This is a genomic window from Streptomyces lichenis (assembly GCF_023218175.1).
GTDB classification, from domain to species: domain Bacteria; phylum Actinomycetota; class Actinomycetes; order Streptomycetales; family Streptomycetaceae; genus Streptomyces; species Streptomyces lichenis.
Map to the genome: position 1 here is coordinate 1 of NZ_JALPTH010000050.1, position 20,104 is coordinate 20,104.

The following is a 20,104-nucleotide window of genomic DNA, read 5'->3' on the forward strand; positions in this document are numbered from 1 at the left end:
GGGGGGGGGGGGGGGGGGGGGGGGGGGGGGGGGGGGGGGGGGGGGGGGGGGGTGGGGGGGCACCGGCGGGGGGGGGGGGGGGGGGTGGGTTCCCCCGCCAGACGGGAAGCGAACCCCGCAACGCCCCGCATTGCCCACCGACAGGAAACTGCTATACGATACGTATCGTCTCGCCAGATCCAATGACAGTCACCACCCGAACCCACGAAAGACAGGCCGCACCGTCCACATCCGGTCCTCCCGGACCTTCTCACCACTCTTGGGGAACTCATGCAGCGGGAACTCAGTCAGCGCTTCGTCGACGTGGCACCCGATGTGCGCCTGTGGGTGGAGAGTCGCGGCCCCGCCGACGCGCCGCCGCTCCTGCTCGTGATGGGGGCGCAGGCATCGGGCCTCGGCTGGCCCGAGGAGCTGGTCGAGCTGCTGGCCGCGCACCACCGGGTGATCCGCTATGACCACCGCGACACCGGCCGGTCCACCTGGTCCTTCGACCGGAAGCCCTACGCACTGCCCGAGTTGGCCGAGGACGCCGTGGCGGTGCTCGACGCGCTGGGTGTGGAGCGGGCCCATGTGGTGGGGATGTCCCTGGGCGGCATGCTCGCCCAACTCCTCCTCGCCGACCACCCGGACCGGCTGCTCAGCGCCACCCTCATCGGCGCCGGCGCGCTCAGCACCCGACCGTACGCGGGGCCGGACGGGGAGCTGACCCCGGTGGGCGAACTCCCGGGTGTCGACCCGCGCCTGGTGGCGCTGTGGTCCGAGCCGGCCGAGGAGCGGGACCTGGAGGCCGAGTTGGACCGGCGGGTCGAGCACTGGCGGCTGCTGAGCGGCGGCCTCATCCCGTTCGACGCCGAGGCCGCCCGGGAACTGGAGCGGCGGATCGTACGGCACACCGGGCACCACGCCACCAGCACCGCGCACGCCAGGGCGAGCACCGCCGGCATGGAGCGCACCGGGGAGCTGGCGGTCAACCGGGTGCCGACCCTGGTGGTGGCCGCCCCCGCCGAGCCGGTCTATCCGCCGCCGCACGCCGCCCACCTCGCCCAGGTGATCGGCGCCGCCCGCCTGGTCACCATCCCCGGGATGGGGCACGCCCTGCCACGCGAGGTCCACGGGCCGCTCGCCGCGGCGATCCTGGAGCACACCACGGCAGCGGTGCGCTGAAGCACGTAACAGAAGGGCGGTGCGGGTGGGGCCGAAGCCCTGCCCGCACCGCCCGTGCGCCTGTGCCCGCTCGGGGCTACCCGTGGCTCAGGCGTCGCCGCCCGCGGCGCCCGGGTCGGCGGCGGTGACGTCGAGCAGCTGGTAGCGGTCCACCGCCTGCTTCAGCGCGGACCGGTCCACCTTGCCCTCGCGGGCCAGCTCGGTCAGCACCGCCAGCACGATCGACTGCGCGTCGATGTGGAAGTAGCGGCGGGCGGCGCCCCGGGTGTCGGCGAAGCCGAAGCCGTCGGCGCCCAGCGAGGTGTACGTCCCGGGGACCCAGCGCGAGATCTGGTCCGGGACCGAGCGCATCCAGTCGGAGACCGCGACGAACGGGCCCTCGGCGCCGGACAGCTTCTGCGTCACATACGGCACCCGCTGCTCCTCCTCCGGGTGGAGCAGGTTGTGGCGGTCGACGTCCACGGCGTCCCGGCGCAGCTCGTTCCAGGAGGTGGCGGACCAGACGTCGGCCTTGACGTTCCACTCCTCGGCGAGGATCTTCTGCGCCTCCAGGGCCCACGGCACGGCGACGCCGGAGGCGAGGATCTGCGCGGGGATCCGGCCGTTCTCACCCGCGCTGAGCCGGTGGATGCCCTTGACGATGCCCTCGGCGTCCACGTCGGCCGGCTCGGCCGGGTGCTGGATGGGCTCGTTGTAGACGGTGAGGTAGTAGAAGACGTCCTCGCTGTCCTCGCCGTACATCCGGCGCAGGCCGTCCTTGACGATGTGCGCGATCTCGAAGCCGTACGCCGGGTCGTAGGAGACGCAGGCCGGGTTGGTCGAGGCGAGCAGCTGGGAGTGGCCGTCGGCGTGCTGGAGGCCCTCACCGGTCAGGGTCGTACGCCCGGCGGTCGCACCCAGGACGAAACCGCGCGCCAGCTGGTCGGACATCTGCCAGAACTGGTCGCCGGTCCGCTGGAAACCGAACATCGAGTAGAAGACGTAGACCGGGATCAGCGGCTCGCCGTGGGTGGCGTAGGCGGAGCCGGCGGCGATCAGGGAGGCGGTGCAGCCGGCCTCGGAGATGCCGTCGTGCAGCATCTGGCCGGTCGGCGACTCCTTGTAGGCGAGCAGCAGCTCGCGGTCGACCGCCTCGTACTGCTGGCCCAGCGGGTTGTAGATCTTGGCGCTCGGGAAGAACGAGTCCATACCGAAGGTGCGGTACTCGTCCGGCGCGATCAGCACGAACCGCTTGCCGATCTCCTTGTCCCGCATCAGGTCCTTCAGCAGCCGGACGAACGCCATCGTGGTGGCGATCGACTGCTGCCCGGAGCCCTTCTTCACCGCCGCGTAGGTCTTCTCCTCCGGCAGTGTCAGCGGCTTCGCCCGCACGACCCGGGTCGGCACATAGCCGCCCAGCGCCTTGCGGCGGTCGTGCATGTACTGGATCTCCTCGGAGTCCGGGCCCGGGTGGTAGTACGGCGGGAGGCCGTCCTCCAGCTCCCTGTCGGAGATCGGCAGGTGCAGCCGGTCCCGGAAGCCCTTCAGGTCGGCGACCGTCAGCTTCTTCATCTGGTGGGTGGCGTTGCGGCCCTCGAAGTTCGGGCCCAGCGTCCAGCCCTTCACCGTCTGCGCCAGGATCACCGTCGGCTGGTCCTTGTGGGCGCGGGCCGCCGCGTACGCCGCGAAGATCTTCTTGTGGTCGTGGCCGCCGCGCCCCAGGTGCAGGATCTGGTCGTCGGTCATGTTCTCGACCATGGCGCGCAGCCGCTGGTCGCCGCCGAAGAAGTGGTCGCGGATGTACGAACCGGTCTCGGTCGCGTACGTCTGGAACTGGCCGTCCGGCGTGGTGTTCAGCTTGTTGACCAGGAGGCCGTCCCGGTCCTGGGCCAGCAGCGGGTCCCAGGAGCGGTCCCAGACCAGCTTGATCACGTTCCAGCCGGCGCCGCGGAACTGCGACTCCAGCTCCTGGATGATCTTCCCGTTGCCGCGCACCGGGCCGTCGAGGCGCTGGAGGTTGCAGTTGACGACGAAGGTGAGGTTGTCCAGGCCCTCACGGGCGGCGATGGACAGCTGGCCCAGCGACTCGGGCTCGTCCATCTCGCCGTCGCCGAGGAACGCCCAGACATGGGACTTGGCGGTGTCGGCGATGCCGCGCGCCTCCATATAGCGGTTCATCCGCGCCTGGAAGATCGCGCCCAGCGGGCCGAGGCCCATGGAGACGGTCGGGAACTCCCAGAAGTCCGGCATCAGCCGCGGGTGCGGGTAGGACGACAGGCCGTTGGGGAACTTCGACTTCTCCTGGCGGAAGGCGTCGAGTTGGGTCTCGTTCAGCCGGTCCAGCAGGAAGGCGCGGGCGTAGATGCCGGGGGAGGCGTGGCCCTGGAAGAAGATCTGGTCGCCGCCGTCGCCCTCGTCCTTGCCGCGGAAGAAGTGGTTGAAGCCCACGTCGTAGAGCGAGGCGGAGGAGGCGAACGTCGCGATGTGGCCGCCGACGCCGATCCCGGGACGCTGCGCGCGGGAGACCATCACCGCGGCGTTCCAGCGGGTCGCGTTGAGGACCTTGCGCTCGATCTCCTCGTTGCCGGGGAAGAACGGCTCGTCCTTGGTGGCGATCGTGTTGACGTAGTCCGTGCTGCGCATCTCGGGCACGGCGACGCGCTTCTCGCGGGCCCGCTCGATCAGCCGGAGCATCAGGTAGCGGGCTCGCTCCCGGCCGCGTTCGTCGACGGCGGCGTCGAGGGAGTCGAGCCATTCCTGGGTCTCTTCGGGATCGAAGTCCGGGACCTGGCTGGGAAGGCCGCCAATGATGATCGGGTTGCGATCGGATCCGGAAGCCACGCTGTTCCTTCTGGTCGGGGGAGCCTACGGGGATGCTGGGTGGTCGGTACGTCGCGCCGCCCCCATCGTCTACCCCGCGGACGCGAACGTCATCTTTACCGAGAGGTAACCCAAACGGGTCGCCGCCTCCGGGCCCGGACCGGGCCGGGCGAGGCCCCGCCCGGGCGCCCGCACTCGGCCGACCGGCCGGGACGGGGCCGCTCGACCGGCCCGGGAGAGGTCGGTCAAATCGCAACCATACGCCCAGTGCGGCCAGGCGTTTCGTCCGGCCGTTCCCCTGCTCGCCCGGCCGTTCGCCCCGTACCACCGGGGCGGTACCCCGCCACCCGGCCCCGCCGCGACGCCCCGGGGGCCGGTCGCGCGGGCCGGATGGGGAGGCACGGAAGGAGTGGAAGCGCCTAAAGTGGGTCAAGAGCCGTTGTGTGTGACGCGGCCACGGGCGGGCAGATGCCCGGCACGCGGACGGGCAGTTGCCTGGAGTTGCGGCGGGACGGACGGAAAAGTCACCGTTTCGGCGGTCTCGGTCGCCGGGTACTTGCGCGATCCGCCCGGCACGTGTGGACTACGGCCCATGCCGCGCGTACGCGCGCGGCGCCAGCACTTTCCAGAAGACATGATCAGGAGGCAAGCCGTGAGCGCGACCGCGGACCACGCGGAGGAGCGGACCAACCCGGCGTCGAAGCTGGGGTTCGAGCCCGGACAGGTGGTCCAGGAGATCGGCTACGACGACGATGTCGAGCACGACCTCCGTGAGGGCATCGAGGCCGTCATCGGCCAGGAGCTCGTCGACGAGGAGTACGACGACGTCGCGGACGTCGTCCTGCTCTGGTTCCGGGACGAGGACGGAGACCTCACGGACGCACTGGTCGACGCCATCGGGCTGATCGAGGACGGCGGCCAGATCTGGCTGATGACGCCCAAGACCGGTCGCGACGGCTACATCGAGCCCAGCGACATCAACGAGGCCGCCCAGACCGCCGGGCTCTCCCAGACCCGCAGCATCAACGCGGGCGGGGACTGGACCGGCAGCCGTCTGGTCACCCCCAAGTCCGGCAAGCGCTGACCCGCGAGCCGAGCCCCGTGCCAAGGGCCCCCGCCGACACGTTCGGCGGGGGCCCGGTGCGTAGGGTGGGGACCACCACAGGCCCCGTACCGAAGGGAAGCACGCTGCCATGGCGAACCAGGCGGTCACGACCGGCACCAAGGCCCCGGACCTCACCCTGAAGGACAACCACGGCCGGACGGTGTCCCTGAGGGACTTCCGAGGCGAGAAGAACGTGGTGCTCCTCTTCTACCCGTTCGCCTTCACCGGGGTGTGCACCGGCGAGCTGTGCGCGCTCCGCGACGAGCTGCCCCGCTTCGTCAACGACGACACCCAGCTGCTCGCCGTCTCCACCGACTCCATCCACACCCTGCGGGTCTTCGCCGAGCAGGAGCGCCTGGAGTACCCGCTGCTCTCCGACTTCTGGCCGCACGGCGAGGCCTCGCGCGCCTACGGCGTCTTCGACGAGGAGAAGGGCTGCGCGGTGCGCGGCACCTTCATCATCGACAAGGAGGGCGTGGTGCGCTGGACGGTCGTCAACGACCTGCCGGACGCCCGCGACCTGGACGAGTACGTCCGGGCGCTGGACGCCCTGCGGACCGCCTGAGCCCGACACCCGGTGATTCCCCGCCGCAAGTGCCTGCCCGGCTCGGGAACCGCTCACTAGGATCGACTCGTTGATCCGATTGCCATGTACGACGGGGGCGCTGCCCCTGGAAACCAATGGAGGGACTCGTGGGAGTCAGCCTCAGCAAGGGCGGCAACGTCTCGCTGACCAAGGAGGCCCCGGGCCTGACGGCCGTCACCGTCGGTCTCGGCTGGGACGTCCGCACCACCACCGGCACGGACTTCGACCTGGACGCCAGCGCCATTCTGGTGAGCGCCGAGGGCAAGGTCCGCAACGACCAGGACTTCGTCTTCTTCAACAACCTGAAGAGCGCGGACGGCTCGGTCGAGCACACCGGCGACAACCTCACCGGTGAGGGCGAGGGCGACGACGAGCAGGTCAAGGTCAACCTCGCGGGCGTTCCGGCGGATGTCGCCAAGATCGTCTTCCCGGTCTCGATCTACGACGCGGACAGTCGCCAGCAGTCCTTCGGCCAGGTGCGCAACGCGTTCATCCGCGTGGTGAACCAGGCCGGGAACGCGGAGATCGCCCGCTACGACCTGAGCGAGGACGCCTCCACCGAGACCGCGATGGTCTTCGGGGAGCTCTACCGCCACGGCGAGGAGTGGAAGTTCCGCGCCGTCGGCCAGGGGTACGCCTCCGGTCTGTCGGGCATCGCCCGGGACTTCGGCGTCAACGTCTGACCGTTCCGGTGGCAGCCCGGGCAGCTCCATCCGCCCGGGCCCGCGACTTCCGGCGCCGCACGCCAGCCGTGCGGCGCCGGTCGCGCCTTCCGTCCGGGCCGCCGGCCGCCGGGGTGCCCGTACGGACGCCTGCGGGGCCGGACCCGGTACGTACGCCTGGCGGACCGGCCCGGGTGGGTGCGCCTGCCGGGCCGACCCGGTACGTACGCCTGGCGGCGGACCGTCTCGCGTCCGTACGCCTGCCGCACCGCTCATCCACCGGCCGCCGCCGACCCCGTCGGCCACCGCTCCACACCGCACACCGCGCCGCGCGTCTCAAGGAGACGCGGCGCAGACCTCAGGGGAGGATCCGCACATGGGCGTCACGCTCGCCAAGGGAGGCAATGTCTCCCTCTCCAAGGCCGCACCCGACCTCACCCACGTGCTCATCGGTCTGGGCTGGGACGCCCGCTCCACCACCGGGGCGCCCTTCGACCTGGACGCCAGCGCGCTGCTCTGCCAGGGCGGCCGGGTGCTGGGCGACGAGTACTTCGTCTTCTACAACAACCTCACCAGCCCCGAGGGCTCGGTCGAGCACACCGGTGACAACCTCACCGGTGAGGGCGACGGCGACGACGAGTCGCTGATCGTGGACCTGGGCCGGGTGCCTCCGCACTGCGACAAGATCATATTTCCGGTCTCCATCCATGAGGCGGACAACCGGGGGCAGAGCTTCGGCCAGGTCAGCAACGCCTTCATCCGCGTGGTCAACCAGAACGACGGCCAGGAACTGGCCCGCTACGACCTGAGCGAGGACGCCTCCACCGAAACCGCCATGATCTTCGGCGAGCTGTACCGGTACGGCGGCGAATGGAAGTTCCGCGCGGTCGGACAGGGGTACGCATCGGGGCTGAGGGGCATCGCCCTAGACTTCGGAGTCGATGTTTCCTAAGGGGCGTTTCCCACAGGGCCGAGCTCCTGAAGACACGTCTCCGGGTCCTTGCACCACCCGACGGACACGGGGCGAGGGTGCCCGAACCGGTATTTCGAAACGATGGGGTATCCAGTGGTCCTGAAAACCTTCGGCTGGTCGCTCGGCATCACGGCGGTCGGTCTCGCGTTCGCCGCCTGGCAGTGGGGCTGGGAAGCCTTCGGGGTCGTCCTGATCCTGTCGATCCTGGAGATCTCGCTGTCGTTCGACAACGCGGTCGTCAACGCCGGGATCCTGAAGAAGATGAACGCCTTCTGGCAGAAGATCTTCCTCACCGTCGGCATCCTCATCGCCGTCTTCGGTATGCGCCTGGTCTTCCCGGTGGTGATCGTCGCCATCAGCGCCAAGGTCGGCCCCATCGAAGCCGTCCAGCTCGCCCAGTCGGACCCCGACCGGTACCAGGCCCTGGTCACCGACGCGCACCCGGCCATCGCGGCCTTCGGCGGCATGTTCCTGCTGATGATCTTCCTCGCCTTCGTCCTGGAGGAGCGGGAGCACCGGTGGATCGGCTGGCTGGAGCGCCCACTGGCCAAGCTGGGCAAGGTCGACATGCTCTCGGTGTGCGTCGCCCTGATCGCCCTGCTGGTCTGCGCGATGACCGTCGCCACCCACGCCCACACCAGCACCGGCCACTCGGACAAGTCGGCCACCGTGCTGCTCTCCGGGGTCGCCGGACTCGTCACGTACCTCCTGGTCAACGGCCTCTCCAGCTACTTCGAGGGCAAGCTGGAGGAGGACGAGGAGCGGGAGCACGAGATCGAGGAGCAGGCCAAGCGCGAGGGCAAGGACCCCTCGCTGGTCGGCCTGGCCGGCAAGGCAGCCTTCTTCCTCTTCCTCTACCTGGAAGTCCTGGACGCCTCCTTCTCCTTCGACGGGGTCATCGGCGCCTTCGCCATCACCAACCACATCTTCTGGATGGCCCTGGGCCTCGGCATCGGCGCCATGTACGTCCGGTCGCTCACCGTCTACCTGGTCCGCCAGGGCACCCTGGACGACTACGTCTACCTGGAGCACGGCGCCCACTACGCGATCGGCGCGCTCGCGGCCATCCTGCTGATCACCATCCAGTACGAGATCAGCGAGATCATCACCGGCCTGATCGGCGTCGTCCTCATCGCCGCCTCCTTCCTCTCCTCGGTCCGCCGCAACAAGGCGCTCGCCAAGGAGGGCAAGGACCAGGAGACGCATGTGACGGTGTGACCGCTCATGGCCTGATCGCCACCGGCGGTCACGGCACGAGCGCGACCGCCCGGGCCCGGCGGGTGTGACGGGCCCGGGTTCGAGGAACGCTTCCTTGCGGGGCGGCCGGGTGTCCTGCCCGGCCGCCCCGCCGCGCGTCCGCGCGGCATCGGGACGAGTGGGGGGTGGGGGCGCATGGCCTTCTGGGACAACCTGTTGCGCGGTGGCGCGACAACGCAGTTCGACTCGGGCGGCGCCGCGTCGAACGCCATCGACCTGACCAAGCGCCGCCCGTCGGTCTCGCTCGGCAAACAGGGCGCGGCCACCGGCAACCTGCGGGTCAACCTCTCCTGGCGGATGCGCACCTCGGACATCGAGGGCCGCTCCAGGGGCGGCAGCGGACTGCTGCGCCATCCGCTCAGGTTCTTCAAGCCCGACGTGGTGCAGGCCCACACCCAGAGCATGGTCAACGTGGACCTGGACATCGGCTGCCTGTACGAGATGGCCGACGGCAGCCGGGGGGTGGTGCAGCCGCTCGGCGGCTACTTCGGCGACCTCAACGCCGCCCCGTATGTGAAGCTCAGCGGCGACGACCGGTTCGGCGCCCCCTCAGGAGAGACGATCTTCGTCAACCTGGACCACCGGGAGGCGATCAAGCGGCTGCTGTTCTTCGTCTACATCTACGACCAGACCCCGGCGTTCGACCGCACCCACGCCACCATGACGCTGTACCCGAGCAACGGGCCGCGCATCGAGATCCAGCTCGACGAGCGCGCCCCGCAGGCCCGCTCCTGCGCCGTGTTCATGCTGGAGAACGTCAAGGGCGACCTCCAGGTCCGGCGCGAGGTGCGGTTCGTCTACGGCTTCCAGGCCGAGCTGGACCGGCTCTACGGCTGGGGCATGCAGTGGGGACGCGGCTTCAAGGCCGGCAAGGCGTGAGACCGGGCACGGCCGGTCCGGCGGGCGGAGTCGGTTGACTCCGGCCGAGGTCAGGGGCGGACGAACTGGGGGCCCATGGGCGGCAGCACGAACTCCGGGTCCAGGGTGTAGGCGGCGGCCGGCTGAGGATAGCCGTACGCCGGGGCCGGCTGGTGCGCCCCCGCCGCCGGACCGCCCGCTCCCGCCGGGGCGGGCTGCGGATAGCCGTACGCGGGCGGGGCCGCGGGCGGCGGCGGGAAGCCCCCGGCGCCGGCGGCCGGGTGGAGGTCCGCGCCGGACGGAGCCGCCGGGGCGGCCGTCGCCGGGGACGCCTCGGCCTCCGGCTCGCCCTGCTCCGCCTCGTCCACCGAGATCCCGAAGGCCGTCGCCAGACCGATCAGCCCGGTCGGATAGCCCTGCCCCACCGCGCGGAACTTCCAGCCCTCACCGCGCCGGTACAGCTCGCCGCAGATGATCGCAGTCTCCTCGCCGGTCTCCGCCGTCACCTCGAAGACGGCCAGCGGCGCCGACGCACCCGCCGCACCCGCGTCGTACAGCAGGATCCGCAGGTCGCGCACCCGGGCGAAGGTGTCCCCGTCCGAGGAGGCGGCCAGCACCACCTGCTCCACCGAGGTGTCCAGCGCCGCGAGATCCGCCTCGACGGTGTCGGTCAGCCCCTCCGCGACGCGCTTCTTGGACAGCCGCCGCACCAGCCCCGAGGGGTGCCGGGGCTGGTTGTAGAAGACGAAGTCCTCGTCGCTGCGCACCCGGCCGCCGGCCCCCAGCAGCAGCGCCGAGGCGTCCACGTCCGGCACCCCGGGGCCCGGGGTCCAGCACAGGACCGCCCGGACGGCGGCGGCGTCCAGCGGGACGTTCGAACCCTTCGGCATGGAGTGCGTCATGACCGCCATCCTGCCTGCCCGACCGCGCGCTGGACAACGCGGGTCGCGCATGATCCGCGCGGATGCGGGGACCCGCGCGGAGGCCGCGTCACCTGGACCACTTCTCCCGGTTACCCGCCGTTCACGGCCGGAGGGAACTGCGGACATCCGCTCCTACGTACTATTACCGGCCACATCGAAAGCCTTCACGGCAGCCTTCGCACCACCCTCATCGACCGGCCTCCATGGCACCAGGCCCTCACGGCAGTACGGGGAGCACATGCGTCACTTCGGGTACATCCCGGCCTCCGCCCGGGCCGGACTCTTCCACCGCGAGCCCTGCGCCTTCACACCGGACTCGGCTCCGCACATCCTCGCCACGGCGCTCGGCGCCACCCTCTACAGCCCCGCCACCCGCCCCCGCCTCGCCGATGACGTGGCCAAAATGGCCCGTCGCGGGGTGGTCTCCATGGTGCTGTGCCTGGAGGACTCCATCGACGACGCCGAGGTCGCCGGGGCGGAGGAGAACCTCGTACGCCACCTCGCCGCGCTGGACGCCGAGGGCGCCGAGGGCGCCGAGGTGCCCCTGCTCTTCATCCGGGTCCGCCGCCCCGAGCAGGTGCCCGACCTGGTGCGCCGGCTCGGCCCGGCCGTCCGGCTGCTGTCCGGATTCGTACTGCCCAAGTTCACCGAGGAGCGCGGCGAACCGTTCCTCGACGCGCTCGCCGCCGCCGACACCACCGCCGAGAGCGCGGGCGGCCGGAAGCTGTTCGCGATGCCGGTGCTGGAGTCGCCCGAGCTGCTCCACCTGGAGACCCGCACCGACACCCTCGCCGGCATCGCCCGCACCGTCGACAAGCACCGCGAGCGGGTGCTCGCGCTGCGCCTCGGCGTCACCGACTTCTGCTCCGCGTACGGGCTGCGCCGCCCGCCGGACCTGACCGCCTACGACGTGCAGATCGTCGCCGGGGTCATCGGGGACGTGGTCAACGTCCTCGGCCGCTCCGACGGCACCGGCTTCACCATCAGCGGACCGGTCTGGGAGTACTTCCGGCTCCAGGAGCGGATGTTCAAGCCTCAGCTGCGCCGCAGCCCGTTCCTGGAGCAGCGCGCCGAGGACCTGCGCACCGCGCTGATCGAGCACGACATGGACGGACTGCTCCGGGAGATCGAGCTCGACCGGGCCAACGGGCTGACCGGCAAGACCTGCATCCACCCCTCGCACGTCCTGCCGGTGCACGCGCTGTCCGTGGTCAGCCACGAGGAGTACAGCGACGCCCAGGACATCCTGCGCCCCGAGCGGGGCGGCGGCGGGGTGCTGCGCAGCGCGTACACCAACAAGATGAACGAGGTGAAGCCGCACCGCGCCTGGGCCGAACGCACCCTGCTGCGCGCCGAGGTGTTCGGCGTCGCGAGGGAGGACGTGGGGTTCGTGGAGCTGCTGGCGGCGGGACTGGCCCTGTGAGCGCCGGGAAGGACGAGGACGTGGCCGTGTGGCCGGGCACCTGGGTGTCGCGGCGGCTGGGCGTGGAGCTGGCGGGTGACGAGGCGCTGCCCGGGCTGCTGGGCCTGGCCCTGCGGCGGAACCCCAAGCGGGCCCATCTGCTGGTCTCCACCGTGCTGGGCAAGCACGTCCCGCGGAGTCCGGAGGTGGTGTGGCGCTCCGGGTACGGGCTCGGGGTGCGGGTCCGCGAGCTGCTCGGGCCCGAGCAGGCCGCCCGCGCCGTGGTCCTCGGGTACGCGGAGACCGCCACCGGCCTCGGCCACTCGGTCGCCGACGGGCTGGGCACCGCCCCGTATCTGCACTCCACCCGCCGCCCGGTCGAGGGCGTCGCCACCGCCGGGGGCTTCGAGGAGTCCCACTCGCACGCCACCTCGCATCTGCTGCTGCCCGAGGACCCGGCGCTGCTGGCCGGGGACGGCCCGCTGGTGCTGGTGGACGACGAGTTCTCCACCGGGAACACGGTGCTCAACACCGTACGGGCGCTGCACGAGCGTTACCCGCGCGGGCACTACGTGGTCGTGGCGCTGGTCGACATGCGCGCGCCGGCCGACCGCGACCGGCTGACCGCCTTCGCCGCCGACCTGGGCGCCCGGGTGGACCTGGTGACCCTGGCGGCGGGCACGGTACGGCTGCCGGACGGGGTGCTGGAGAAGGGCACGGCGCTGGTCGCCGCCCATGAGTCCGCCTCCCTGGGCGCGGATGCCGCTGCCGTGCCGGTGCGGAGGGTGGAGCTGGACTGGCCGGAGGGTGTCCCGGACGGCGGTCGGCACGGCTTCACCCCGGCGCACCGGGCGCGGCTGGACGCGGCGCTGCCCGCGATGGCCGCCCGGCTCGCCGAGGGGCTGGGCCTGGCCTCCGTAGACCCGGAGGACGGCGCTCCGGCGCCCCGGCGGGTGCTGGTCCTGGGCTTCGAGGAGCTGATGTACGCGCCGCTGGCGCTGGGCACCGCCCTGGAGCGGCGCGGGGAGGCCGAGGTGCGGTTTTCCACCACCACCCGCTCACCGGTGCTCGCCGTGGACGACCCCGGGTACGCGATCCGCAGCCGGCTGGTCTTCCCGGCCCATGACGACCCCGCCGACGGGCCGGGCGAGCGGTACGCCTACAACGTGGTGGGCGGCGGCTTCGACGCGGTCGCCGTGGTCGTCGACTCGGTCGCCGACACCCCCGCCCTGCACGCCCCCGGCGGACTGCTGGCCCAGCTCGCCGCGCACATCCCCCGGGTGGTCCTCGCCGTCGTCCCCTCGTACATCCCCGTCCCCGTCCCTGCTCGTGTGAACCCGTCCGGCCCCGTGCCGTCCGCCTCGGCCCAAGGAGCCCCCATGCCGCCGCAGCACACCCACTCGCCGGGAGTCTCCCGGCCGGCCGAGCCGCTGCGCGGCCCCGCCTTCTCCTCCTACGCGCCCGAGGACGTCGGCTGGCTGCTCCAGGACCTCTCGCACATCGAGCTGGAGGCCCCGACGGAGGAGCGTGAGGAGGCGGTGCAGAGCGGCGGAGCGCACTACGCCGAGTCGTTGCCGGTGGAGTACCAGCCCACCGAGGCCTACCAGGCCCTCTACCGCTCCGCGCTCGACGCCTCCGCCGCGCGGATCGCCCGGGCCGTCGGCACGGTGACCGAGTCCGTGCTCGCCGAGCGCTCGCCCCGGCCCGTGCTGGTCTCCCTGGCCCGGGCCGGCACCCCGGTCGGGGTGCTGATGCGGCGCTGGGCGCAGCTCCGGCACGGACTGGACCTGCCGCACTACGCGGTGTCCATCGTGCGCGGCCGGGGCATCGACGCCAACGCGCTGCGCTATCTGGCCGCCCACCACGACCCGGCCGACGTGGTCTTCGTGGACGGGTGGACCGGCAAGGGCGCCATCACCCGCGAACTGGCCGCCGCGCTCGCCGCGTTCGGCGGCTTCGACCCGGAGATCGCGGTGCTCGCCGACCCCGGCTCCTGTGTGCGGACCTTCGGCACCCGGGAGGACTTCCTCATCCCGTCCGCCTGCCTCAACTCCACCGTATCCGGGCTGGTCTCGCGGACGGTGCTCCGGGCGGACCTGGTCGGCCCGGACGACTACCACGGCGCCAAGTTCTACCGCGAGCTGGCGGACACCGACGTCTCCCGGGACTTCACGGACACCGTCGCGGCCCGTTTCGACGAGGTGGCCGCCCTGGTGGAGGCGGACGTCAAGGAGCTGTCGGCGGCCGACCGCTCGCCCACCTGGGAGGGGTGGGCCGCGGTGGAGCGGATCAGCGAGGAGTACGGCATCCACGATGTGAACCTGGTCAAGCCCGGCGTCGGCGAGACCACCCGGGTGCTGCTGCGCCGGGTGCCCTGGAAGGTGCTGGCCCGGCACGGCGCGGGCCCCGACCTCGACCACGTCCGGCTGCTGGCCGAACAGCGCGGCGTCCCCGTCGAGGAGGTGGACCACCTCCCGTACACCTGCGTGGGGCTGATCCACCCCCGCTTCACCCGGGGCGCGACCGGCGCCGACGGCCGCGCGGTGAGCGGGGCGGCTTCCCCGGTGACCGGCGGGGCGGAGGCGGCGTCGTGAGGACCCTGATCGCCAGCGACCTCGACCGCACCCTGATTTACTCGCCCAACGCCCTCGGGCTGACCATGCCCGACGCCGAGGCGCCCCGGCTGCTCTGTGTGGAGGTGTACGGGCACCAGCCGCTGTCCTTCGTCACCGAGACCGCGGCCGGGCTGCTCGCCGAACTGCCCTCGCGCGCCGACTTCGTGCCGACGACCACCCGGACCCGGGAGCAGTACCACCGCATCCACCTCCCCGGGCCGCCGGCCGAGTACGCGATCTGCGCCAACGGCGGGCACCTTTTGGTGGACGGGGTCAGCGACCCCGACTGGCAGCGCCGGGTGGCCGCCCGGCTCGCCGACGAGTGCGCCCCGCTGGCGGAGGTGCGGGCCCATCTGATCGCCACCGCCGACCCGGCCTGGCTGCTCAAGGAACGCGTCGCCGAGGAACTGTTCGCCTACCTGGTGGTGGAGCGGGCCCTGCTGCCGGACGGCTGGATGAAGGAGCTGGCCGCGTGGGCGGCGCCGCGCGGCTGGGCCGTCTCGCTCCAGGGGCGGAAGGTGTACGCGGTGCCGCTGCCGCTGACCAAGAGCGCGGCCGTGCGGGAGGTGGTCCGCCGGATCGGGGCGGACCGGGTGCTGGCCGCCGGGGACTCGCTGCTCGACGCCGATCTGCTGCTCGCCGCCGACCGCGGCTGGCGGCCCGGTCACGGCGAACTGGCCGAGACCGGGTGGAGCGCCGACCACATCGAGCTGACGGAGGCGGTGGGGGTGCTGGCCGGCGAGGAGATCGCCCGCCGCTTCACCGAGGCGGTCGCCGGCTCAGCCTCGCGATAGGCGCCTCAGCCTCGCCGTGAGCGCCTCAGCCTCGCCGTGAGCGCCTCAGCCTCGTCATGAGCGCCTCAGCCTCGCCTTGATCCCGAGCCCTTCTTGAAGACCCGCACCGCGACGAAGGCCAGCACGGCGAGGACGGCGACCGCCAGCACCACCTTGGAGTACAGCGAGACATAGTGGCTGACCTGCTCCCAGTTGTCGCCCAGCAGATAGCCGGCCAGCACGAAGATGGTGTTCCACAGGGCGCTGCCCAGCGTGGTGAGCAGCAGGAAGATCGGGATGGGCATCCGCTCGATCCCGGCCGGGATGGAGATCAGACTGCGGAAGATCGGCACCATGCGCCCGAAGAAGACGGCCTTGGTGCCGTGCCGCCCGAACCACGCCTCGGTCTTCTCGATGTCGGAGACCTTCACCAGCGGCAGCTTGCCGGCGATGGCGACGGTCCGGTCGCGACCCAGCAGCGCGCCCACCCCGTACAGGGCGAGGGCGCCGATGACCGAACCCGCCGTCGTCCACACCAGGGCGGCTATCAGGTTCATCTTGCCGGTGGCGGAGGCGAATCCGGCCAGCGGCAGGATCACCTCGCTCGGCAGCGGCGGGAAGAGGTTCTCCAGGGCGATGAGGAGTCCGGCGCCCGGCGCGCCCAGCGCCTCCATGAGGCTGTTGATCCAGCGTTCCATGGCCCCACGCTAGAGGGGCGTTGCTGAAGGCTCCCTGAAGGTTGTCAGGAAGGCGGTGGTCAGCCGCAGCAGCCGCCGCCGCAGCACCCTCCGCCACCACTCGGCGCGGGTACGGGGGCCGACCCCTTGGCGGTGCCGCCCACCGCCACGGTGGACAGCAGCTTCACGGTGTCCTCGTGCCCGCCCGGGCAGCTGGCCGGGTCGGCCGACTCGGCCATGGGACGGTTCAGTTCGAAGGTGTCACCGCAGGTGCGGCACCGGTACTCGTAACGGGGCATGGCCCCAGGGTAGCCGCGCCCGCCTCCCCCCAGCGCTCCCTTCCCCAACCCGGCCCGGATGCGGTCCGGATGCGGTCTGGGTAGGGGACGGCGTACGGGCCGCCGACCCCGTTCAACCGCCGACCCGGCTGGCCGCCGGGCGCGGGTCAGCGGCCGGCGCCCCGGTCCTCGCGGATCAGCTCGACCACCCGGGCCACCGTCGTCCGCACCGCCTCGGTCTCCTGGAGGAAGTGCCAGTAGTCGGGGTGGCGGCCCTCCAGACCGTCGATCGCCCGCTCCAGTCGCGCCACCGAGTCGTCCAGCGGCCGGGCGTGACGCGGATCGGGGGTGCTGCGCCCCGCCATGGCCAGCAACTGGGCGTCCCGGATGGCGAACCGGGTGCGCTCGACCTCGGCCTGCGGGTCCTTGGCGACCGCGTTCAGCCGCTCCAGCCGGTCCCCGGCCGCCGAGACCGCCTCGTCCGAACCGTTCAGCAGTGCCCGTACCGTGCCCAGCAGCGCGGTGGCATCGGCCCAGCGCTGCTCCTCCCGAGCCAGGGTGGCCTCGCCCAGCCGCTCCTCGGCCTGCCGTACGTTCGCCGCGGCCTGCTCCGGCACCGACTGGAGGTCCTGCCAGCAGGCGGTGCTGAACCGGCGGCGCAGCTCGCTGAGGACCGGCTCGACCCCGCCCGCGCGGTGGGCCAGCGCCTGCGCCCTGGTCCGCAGCGACACCAGCCGCTTGTCGATCTCCGCGGCCCGCTCCGGCAGCCGCTCGGCCTCCGAGCGCACCGCCTCGGCCTCCCGCAGCATCCGGTCGGCACGCTGGAGCGTCTCGGCGACCCCGTGCTGCCCGGCGCCTTCGTTCAGCCGGGTCAGCTCCGGCCCGAGCGCCGCCAGCCGGGCGGCGAGCTCGTCGGCCCGCAGTCCGGAGGCGCGGGCGGCGTCCAGGCCGTTGCTCGCGGCGAGCAGCGCGGCCTTGGCCCGCTCCCTGGCCGGGGCCAACCGGGCCAGCTGGGTCTCCGCCTTGCCCAGCAGCGGTGCGAGGCCCTGCTCGTACCGGTCCAGCTCGTCCTTGACCCGCGCCAGCTCGTCCTTGGCCCGGTTCAGCTCGCCGGTCGCCCGGGCGGCCACGGAGGGATCCAGGTCGTCGCGGTCCAGGTCGTGGGCGTCGACGGCGGTGATGTAGACCTCGCTCACCTGGTCGATACGGCGGCCCAGCTCGGCGAAGTGGTCCACCGCCTGCCGGGCTGCGGGGGAGGCGTCCACCGCGGTGATCGTCTCGATCGAGATGCGCAGCCCCCGCTGGGCGGTGTCCAGCTCGTAGAAGGCCTGCGCCGCAGCGTCCCGGGCGGCCTGGGCCTCCGCGCGCCGGCTCTCTCCCCGACCTCCGAACCAGCGCCGCGTCCCGCCGCCGGTGACGGCCGCCGGCAGTGCCGCCCCGGCCACCGCGAGGACCGCGACGACCACGGGAAGTGGCGGCAGCAACAGCGCGAGCAAGTCGTCCACAGTCCGCCGCGCGCGTGTCACCGTCACATCCGCTCCCGTACTGCGTCCGCCCTGACCGGTACATTCTCCCACCCGGTAGGGACGAACACACGGGACGGTCAGTTCATCGCCCGGACCCGTATATCGCCGTAGGAAGCGCGCACCCCGACCTTGCGGGTGCTCCTGGGGTCGGTGGGCACGTCCACGCTCACCTCGCCGTTGGCGCTCTGGGCGTCCACGTCGTACGCGGTGGCCCCGCCCGGCACCTCGATCACCACACCCCCGTTGTCGTTGACCAGGTCGACCTTCTCCGGGGCCCGGTCGAGCACCAGCCGCAGGTCCCCGTTCTCGGCCCGCGCGGTGACCCGCGCGGGTGTCCTGCCCTCCACCCGTATGTCGCCGTTGTTGCTGGTCAGGTCCAGGGTGCCGGTGACATCCCGGGTGCTCACCGTGCCGTTGTCCGAGGTCAGCCGCAGGGGCGAGGTGAAGCCCTCCGCCGTCAGGTCCCCGTTGTCCCCGCTCGCCGTGACCGCCACCCCGCGCGGCACCCGCACCTCATGCCGCGACTCGCAGTCGCTGATCATGGCCTCGCACTCCACCCGGAGCGACAGCTTGCCGTCCTCCAGCCGCCACACGGGCTCCGGCCCACTGCCGAACACCCCCCACCCGTCGACCTGCCGTGCCACCTCCACGTCCTGCACATCGGCCGCGACCAGCACGATCTCCGAGTCGTCCGTCTCCACCTCCAGCGTGTCCCCGTCGAAGGCGAACGACTTCCGCTCCACCGGCGCCGACTCCAGCTCCGACGACCCGCATCCGGTGAGCACCACCACCCCCAGGGCGACGCCTCCGACCACGAGCAGCGAACGCCCGACGATCCGGCGCCTGACCACACCACGAACGACCATGCTGACCCCCGAGAAGGACTTCCCCTGCACTGCCCTCACACTACGTAACCCCCCGGCCCCGGCGCGCTCCGGTCAACCACCCAGTTCAGGGTGGGGTTAACCCCCCAAGGGCCCCCGCCCTCCCCTCTCGTCTCCCCCCCATCGCCCGAGCCCGGGCGGCGTTTGCCGGATGGCCCCGGCGTCGATGTAGGCTGTTGCCTCCTCCACGGGTGCGTAGCTCAGGGGTAGAGCGCTGCTCTTACAAAGCAGATGTCGGCGGTTCGAAACCGTCCGCGCCCACCGTTGACCGAAGACCCCCGGCCGTTCCCGGCCGGGGGTCTTCGTCGTGCTGGTCACCCGCGGGCGGGAGGGGCCGGCGGTGTCGGTGGGGGCGGGTAGCGTGCGGGGATGGAGTGGGGGGCGCGGGGCGCGGGTGTGGTGGTCGGGGCGGCGGTGGGGGATGCGCTGGGTGGGCCCTTCGAGTTCGGGCCGGCGGGGGCGTTCTCGGCGCGGTTTCCTGAGGTCGGGTGCGGGGGCGAGATGGCCGGGGGTGGTGGCTGGGACCCGGGGGAGGCGACGGACGACACGCAGATGGCGGTGCTGGTCGGGGAGTCGCTGCTGGAGTGCGAGGGCCTGGACCTGCCGGATGTGTTCGGGCGGTTTCGGCGGTGGGCGGCGGCCGAGCCCAAGGACATCGGGTTGCAGACCGAGGACGTGCTGACCAGCGGACTGGAGTGGGACCGGGCCGCGGCGGAGCACTTCCGGGTCAATCGGCGGGCGGCGGGGAACGGCGCGCTGATGCGGGCGTCCACGTCGGCGGTCTGGTTCGCGGGGAGGGGGCGAGCGGCGACGATGGACGCGGCCCGGCGGATCTCCGCGCTGACCCATGGCGACCCGGCCGCCTGGGAGGGCACCGCGATCTTCCATGAGCTGGTGCGGGTGGCGTTGGCGGGTGGGGATCCGCTCGCGGCGCTGCCGGATGTGCTCGGGGTCGTCCACCCGGAGCACCGCGAGAGGTACGCGGTGGTGCTGGCGGCGGACTGGCATCCGGACCTGGCGACCGAGTTCAACGGGGCCGTGTGGCCGTGCCTGGGCTCGGCGGTGTGGGCGCTGCGGACGACCGACGGGTTCGAGGAGGCGCTGCGGGCGGCGATCGACCTCGGCGGGGACACCGACACCGTGGCGGCGGTCGCGGGTGGCCTGGCGGGGGCCTGCTACGGGTTGGAGGCCGTACCGGCGCGCTGGACGGAGCCGCTGCATGTACCGCTGCCGGGGTGGGGTGAGCGGGTGCTGCGGGTGGAGGAGCTGGTGGACCTGGCGCGGCGGCTGGGGGCGGGAGTGGGAGCGGGGGAGGGGGAGTAGGGGTGGCTGTGGCTCGGTCGGGCGGAAGGCTGGTGCGGGTGGCGGGCGGTTTGGGGGCGTTGTCAGTGGTGGGGGTCACACTGGAGGCATGTGCCGAAGCATCAAGACGCTCCGTCCGCCCGCGCTGCCGACGGAGGCGACCGAGGAAGACATCAGGGCGGCCGCCCTGCAGTACGTACGGAAGGTGTCCGGGTTCCGGGCGCCCGCCGCGCACAACCGGGAGGTGTTCGACCGGGCGGTGGAGGAGGTCACGGAGGCGACCAGGCGGTTGCTGGAGGGGATAGAGGTACGGGGGAGCG

The 20,104-nt window shown here is 72.2% G+C and carries 18 protein-coding genes and 1 tRNA gene; 13 read left to right on the top strand and 6 right to left on the bottom strand.

Annotated features, from left to right (window positions below; all coding sequences use genetic code 11):
* The first annotated feature begins 270 nt into the window (after nt 1-270).
* Complete coding sequence (locus M1O15_RS30600) at nt 271-1,164, top strand: alpha/beta fold hydrolase (RefSeq protein WP_248637500.1); 894 nt, start codon at nt 271-273, stop codon at nt 1,162-1,164.
* A gap of 87 nt (nt 1,165-1,251) precedes the next feature.
* Here M1O15_RS30600 and aceE read toward each other — a convergent pair whose 3' ends face one another.
* Nucleotides 1,252-3,984 (bottom strand): pyruvate dehydrogenase (acetyl-transferring), homodimeric type, encoded by a 2,733-nt coding sequence (aceE, locus tag M1O15_RS30605; protein WP_248637501.1) that lies wholly within the window; start codon nt 3,982-3,984, stop codon nt 1,252-1,254.
* 631 nt (nt 3,985-4,615) lie between these two features.
* Between aceE and M1O15_RS30610 the strand changes: the two genes are divergently transcribed.
* The 6 genes from M1O15_RS30610 (at nt 4,616) to M1O15_RS30635 (ending at nt 9,425) form a co-directional block, all read left to right on the top strand.
* Entirely contained in the window at nt 4,616-5,047 is a 432-nt protein-coding gene (locus M1O15_RS30610) for a DUF3052 domain-containing protein (protein ID WP_248637502.1), read from the top strand.
* Between the two features lie 109 nt (nt 5,048-5,156).
* A complete protein-coding gene (locus tag M1O15_RS30615; protein ID WP_248637503.1) occupies nt 5,157-5,633 on the top strand; it encodes a peroxiredoxin in 477 nt (158 codons plus the stop codon).
* A 128-nt stretch (nt 5,634-5,761) separates the two neighbouring features.
* Nucleotides 5,762-6,337 carry a TerD family protein gene (locus M1O15_RS30620; RefSeq protein ID WP_248637504.1) on the top strand — a complete coding sequence of 192 codons (576 nt, stop codon included), beginning with the start codon at nt 5,762-5,764 and terminating at the stop codon, nt 6,335-6,337.
* A gap of 355 nt (nt 6,338-6,692) precedes the next feature.
* A complete protein-coding gene (locus tag M1O15_RS30625; protein WP_248637505.1) occupies nt 6,693-7,268 on the top strand; it encodes a TerD family protein in 576 nt (191 codons plus the stop codon).
* A gap of 114 nt (nt 7,269-7,382) precedes the next feature.
* The gene (locus tag M1O15_RS30630) at nt 7,383-8,507 is read left to right on the top strand and encodes a DUF475 domain-containing protein (protein ID WP_248637506.1); all 1,125 of its coding nucleotides are present in this window, start codon (nt 7,383-7,385) and stop codon (nt 8,505-8,507) included.
* 174 nt (nt 8,508-8,681) lie between these two features.
* Entirely contained in the window at nt 8,682-9,425 is a 744-nt protein-coding gene (locus M1O15_RS30635; RefSeq protein WP_248637507.1) for a TerD family protein, read from the top strand.
* Between the two features lie 50 nt (nt 9,426-9,475).
* Here the strand turns inward: M1O15_RS30635 and M1O15_RS30640 are convergent, their stop codons facing one another.
* Nucleotides 9,476-10,306: a TerD family protein gene (locus M1O15_RS30640; protein ID WP_248637508.1), complete on the bottom strand. Its 831-nt coding sequence runs from the start codon at nt 10,304-10,306 to the stop codon at nt 9,476-9,478.
* A 259-nt stretch (nt 10,307-10,565) separates the two neighbouring features.
* On the opposite strand from M1O15_RS30640, the gene M1O15_RS30645 reads away from it, so the two are divergent.
* Genes M1O15_RS30645 through M1O15_RS30655 form a run of 3 tightly spaced genes read left to right on the top strand, consistent with a single transcriptional unit; the run spans nt 10,566 to nt 15,138 of the window.
* Nucleotides 10,566-11,750 carry an HpcH/HpaI aldolase/citrate lyase family protein gene (locus tag M1O15_RS30645; RefSeq protein WP_248637509.1) on the top strand — a complete coding sequence of 395 codons (1,185 nt, stop codon included), beginning with the start codon at nt 10,566-10,568 and terminating at the stop codon, nt 11,748-11,750.
* Nucleotides 11,747-14,323, top strand: a complete 2,577-nt coding sequence (locus tag M1O15_RS30650; protein ID WP_248637510.1) for a phosphoribosyltransferase — start codon at nt 11,747-11,749, stop codon at nt 14,321-14,323. The genes M1O15_RS30645 and M1O15_RS30650 overlap by 4 nt, the downstream gene beginning before the upstream one ends.
* Nucleotides 14,320-15,138, top strand: a complete 819-nt coding sequence (locus tag M1O15_RS30655; RefSeq protein WP_248637511.1) for an HAD family hydrolase — start codon at nt 14,320-14,322, stop codon at nt 15,136-15,138. Before M1O15_RS30650 ends, M1O15_RS30655 begins: the two co-directional genes overlap by 4 nt.
* Before the next feature lie 65 nt (nt 15,139-15,203).
* Here the strand turns inward: M1O15_RS30655 and M1O15_RS30660 are convergent, their stop codons facing one another.
* The 4 genes from M1O15_RS30660 to M1O15_RS30675 all read right to left on the bottom strand — a co-directional run bounded on the left by M1O15_RS30660 (nt 15,204) and on the right by M1O15_RS30675 (nt 18,464).
* On the bottom strand, nt 15,204-15,815 hold the full coding sequence (locus tag M1O15_RS30660) for a DedA family protein (RefSeq protein ID WP_248637512.1): 612 nt from the start codon (nt 15,813-15,815) through the stop codon (nt 15,204-15,206).
* Nucleotides 15,816-15,874: 59 nt separating this feature from the next.
* Nucleotides 15,875-16,093 carry an FmdB family zinc ribbon protein gene (locus tag M1O15_RS30665; RefSeq protein WP_248637513.1) on the bottom strand — a complete coding sequence of 73 codons (219 nt, stop codon included), beginning with the start codon at nt 16,091-16,093 and terminating at the stop codon, nt 15,875-15,877.
* 146 nt (nt 16,094-16,239) lie between these two features.
* Nucleotides 16,240-17,604, bottom strand: a complete 1,365-nt coding sequence (locus M1O15_RS30670) for a coiled-coil domain-containing protein (protein ID WP_372499630.1) — start codon at nt 17,602-17,604, stop codon at nt 16,240-16,242.
* Nucleotides 17,605-17,675: 71 nt separating this feature from the next.
* Complete coding sequence (locus tag M1O15_RS30675; RefSeq protein WP_248637514.1) at nt 17,676-18,464, bottom strand: DUF4097 family beta strand repeat-containing protein; 789 nt, start codon at nt 18,462-18,464, stop codon at nt 17,676-17,678.
* A 207-nt stretch (nt 18,465-18,671) separates the two neighbouring features.
* Here M1O15_RS30675 and M1O15_RS30680 point away from each other — a divergent pair.
* The 3 genes from M1O15_RS30680 to M1O15_RS30690 form a co-directional block, all read left to right on the top strand.
* A tRNA-Val gene (locus M1O15_RS30680) sits at nt 18,672-18,743 on the top strand.
* A 108-nt stretch (nt 18,744-18,851) separates the two neighbouring features.
* The gene (locus tag M1O15_RS30685) at nt 18,852-19,805 is read left to right on the top strand and encodes an ADP-ribosylglycohydrolase family protein (protein WP_248637515.1); all 954 of its coding nucleotides are present in this window, start codon (nt 18,852-18,854) and stop codon (nt 19,803-19,805) included.
* A gap of 88 nt (nt 19,806-19,893) precedes the next feature.
* Nucleotides 19,894-20,104 (top strand): DUF2277 domain-containing protein (locus M1O15_RS30690; protein WP_248637516.1); only part of this gene is annotated, 211 nt, incomplete at its 3' end.

Bases quoted from the DNA above. Each gene is read 5' to 3' on its own strand.
- M1O15_RS30615 (WP_248637503.1), top strand. From the start codon at position 5,157: ATGGCGAACCAGGCGGTCACGACCGGCACCAAGGCCCCGGACCTCACC.
- M1O15_RS30660 (WP_248637512.1), bottom strand. From the start codon at position 15,815: ATGGAACGCTGGATCAACAGCCTCATGGAGGCGCTGGGCGCGCCGGGC.
- M1O15_RS30635 (WP_248637507.1), top strand. From the start codon at position 8,682: ATGGCCTTCTGGGACAACCTGTTGCGCGGTGGCGCGACAACGCAGTTC.
- M1O15_RS30640 (WP_248637508.1), bottom strand. From the start codon at position 10,306: ATGACGCACTCCATGCCGAAGGGTTCGAACGTCCCGCTGGACGCCGCC.
- M1O15_RS30675 (WP_248637514.1), bottom strand. From the start codon at position 18,464: ATGGTCGTTCGTGGTGTGGTCAGGCGCCGGATCGTCGGGCGTTCGCTG.
- M1O15_RS30625 (WP_248637505.1), top strand. From the start codon at position 6,693: ATGGGCGTCACGCTCGCCAAGGGAGGCAATGTCTCCCTCTCCAAGGCC.
- M1O15_RS30685 (WP_248637515.1), top strand. From the start codon at position 18,852: ATGGAGTGGGGGGCGCGGGGCGCGGGTGTGGTGGTCGGGGCGGCGGTG.
- M1O15_RS30645 (WP_248637509.1), top strand. From the start codon at position 10,566: ATGCGTCACTTCGGGTACATCCCGGCCTCCGCCCGGGCCGGACTCTTC.
- M1O15_RS30600 (WP_248637500.1), top strand. From the start codon at position 271: ATGCAGCGGGAACTCAGTCAGCGCTTCGTCGACGTGGCACCCGATGTG.
- M1O15_RS30665 (WP_248637513.1), bottom strand. From the start codon at position 16,093: ATGCCCCGTTACGAGTACCGGTGCCGCACCTGCGGTGACACCTTCGAA.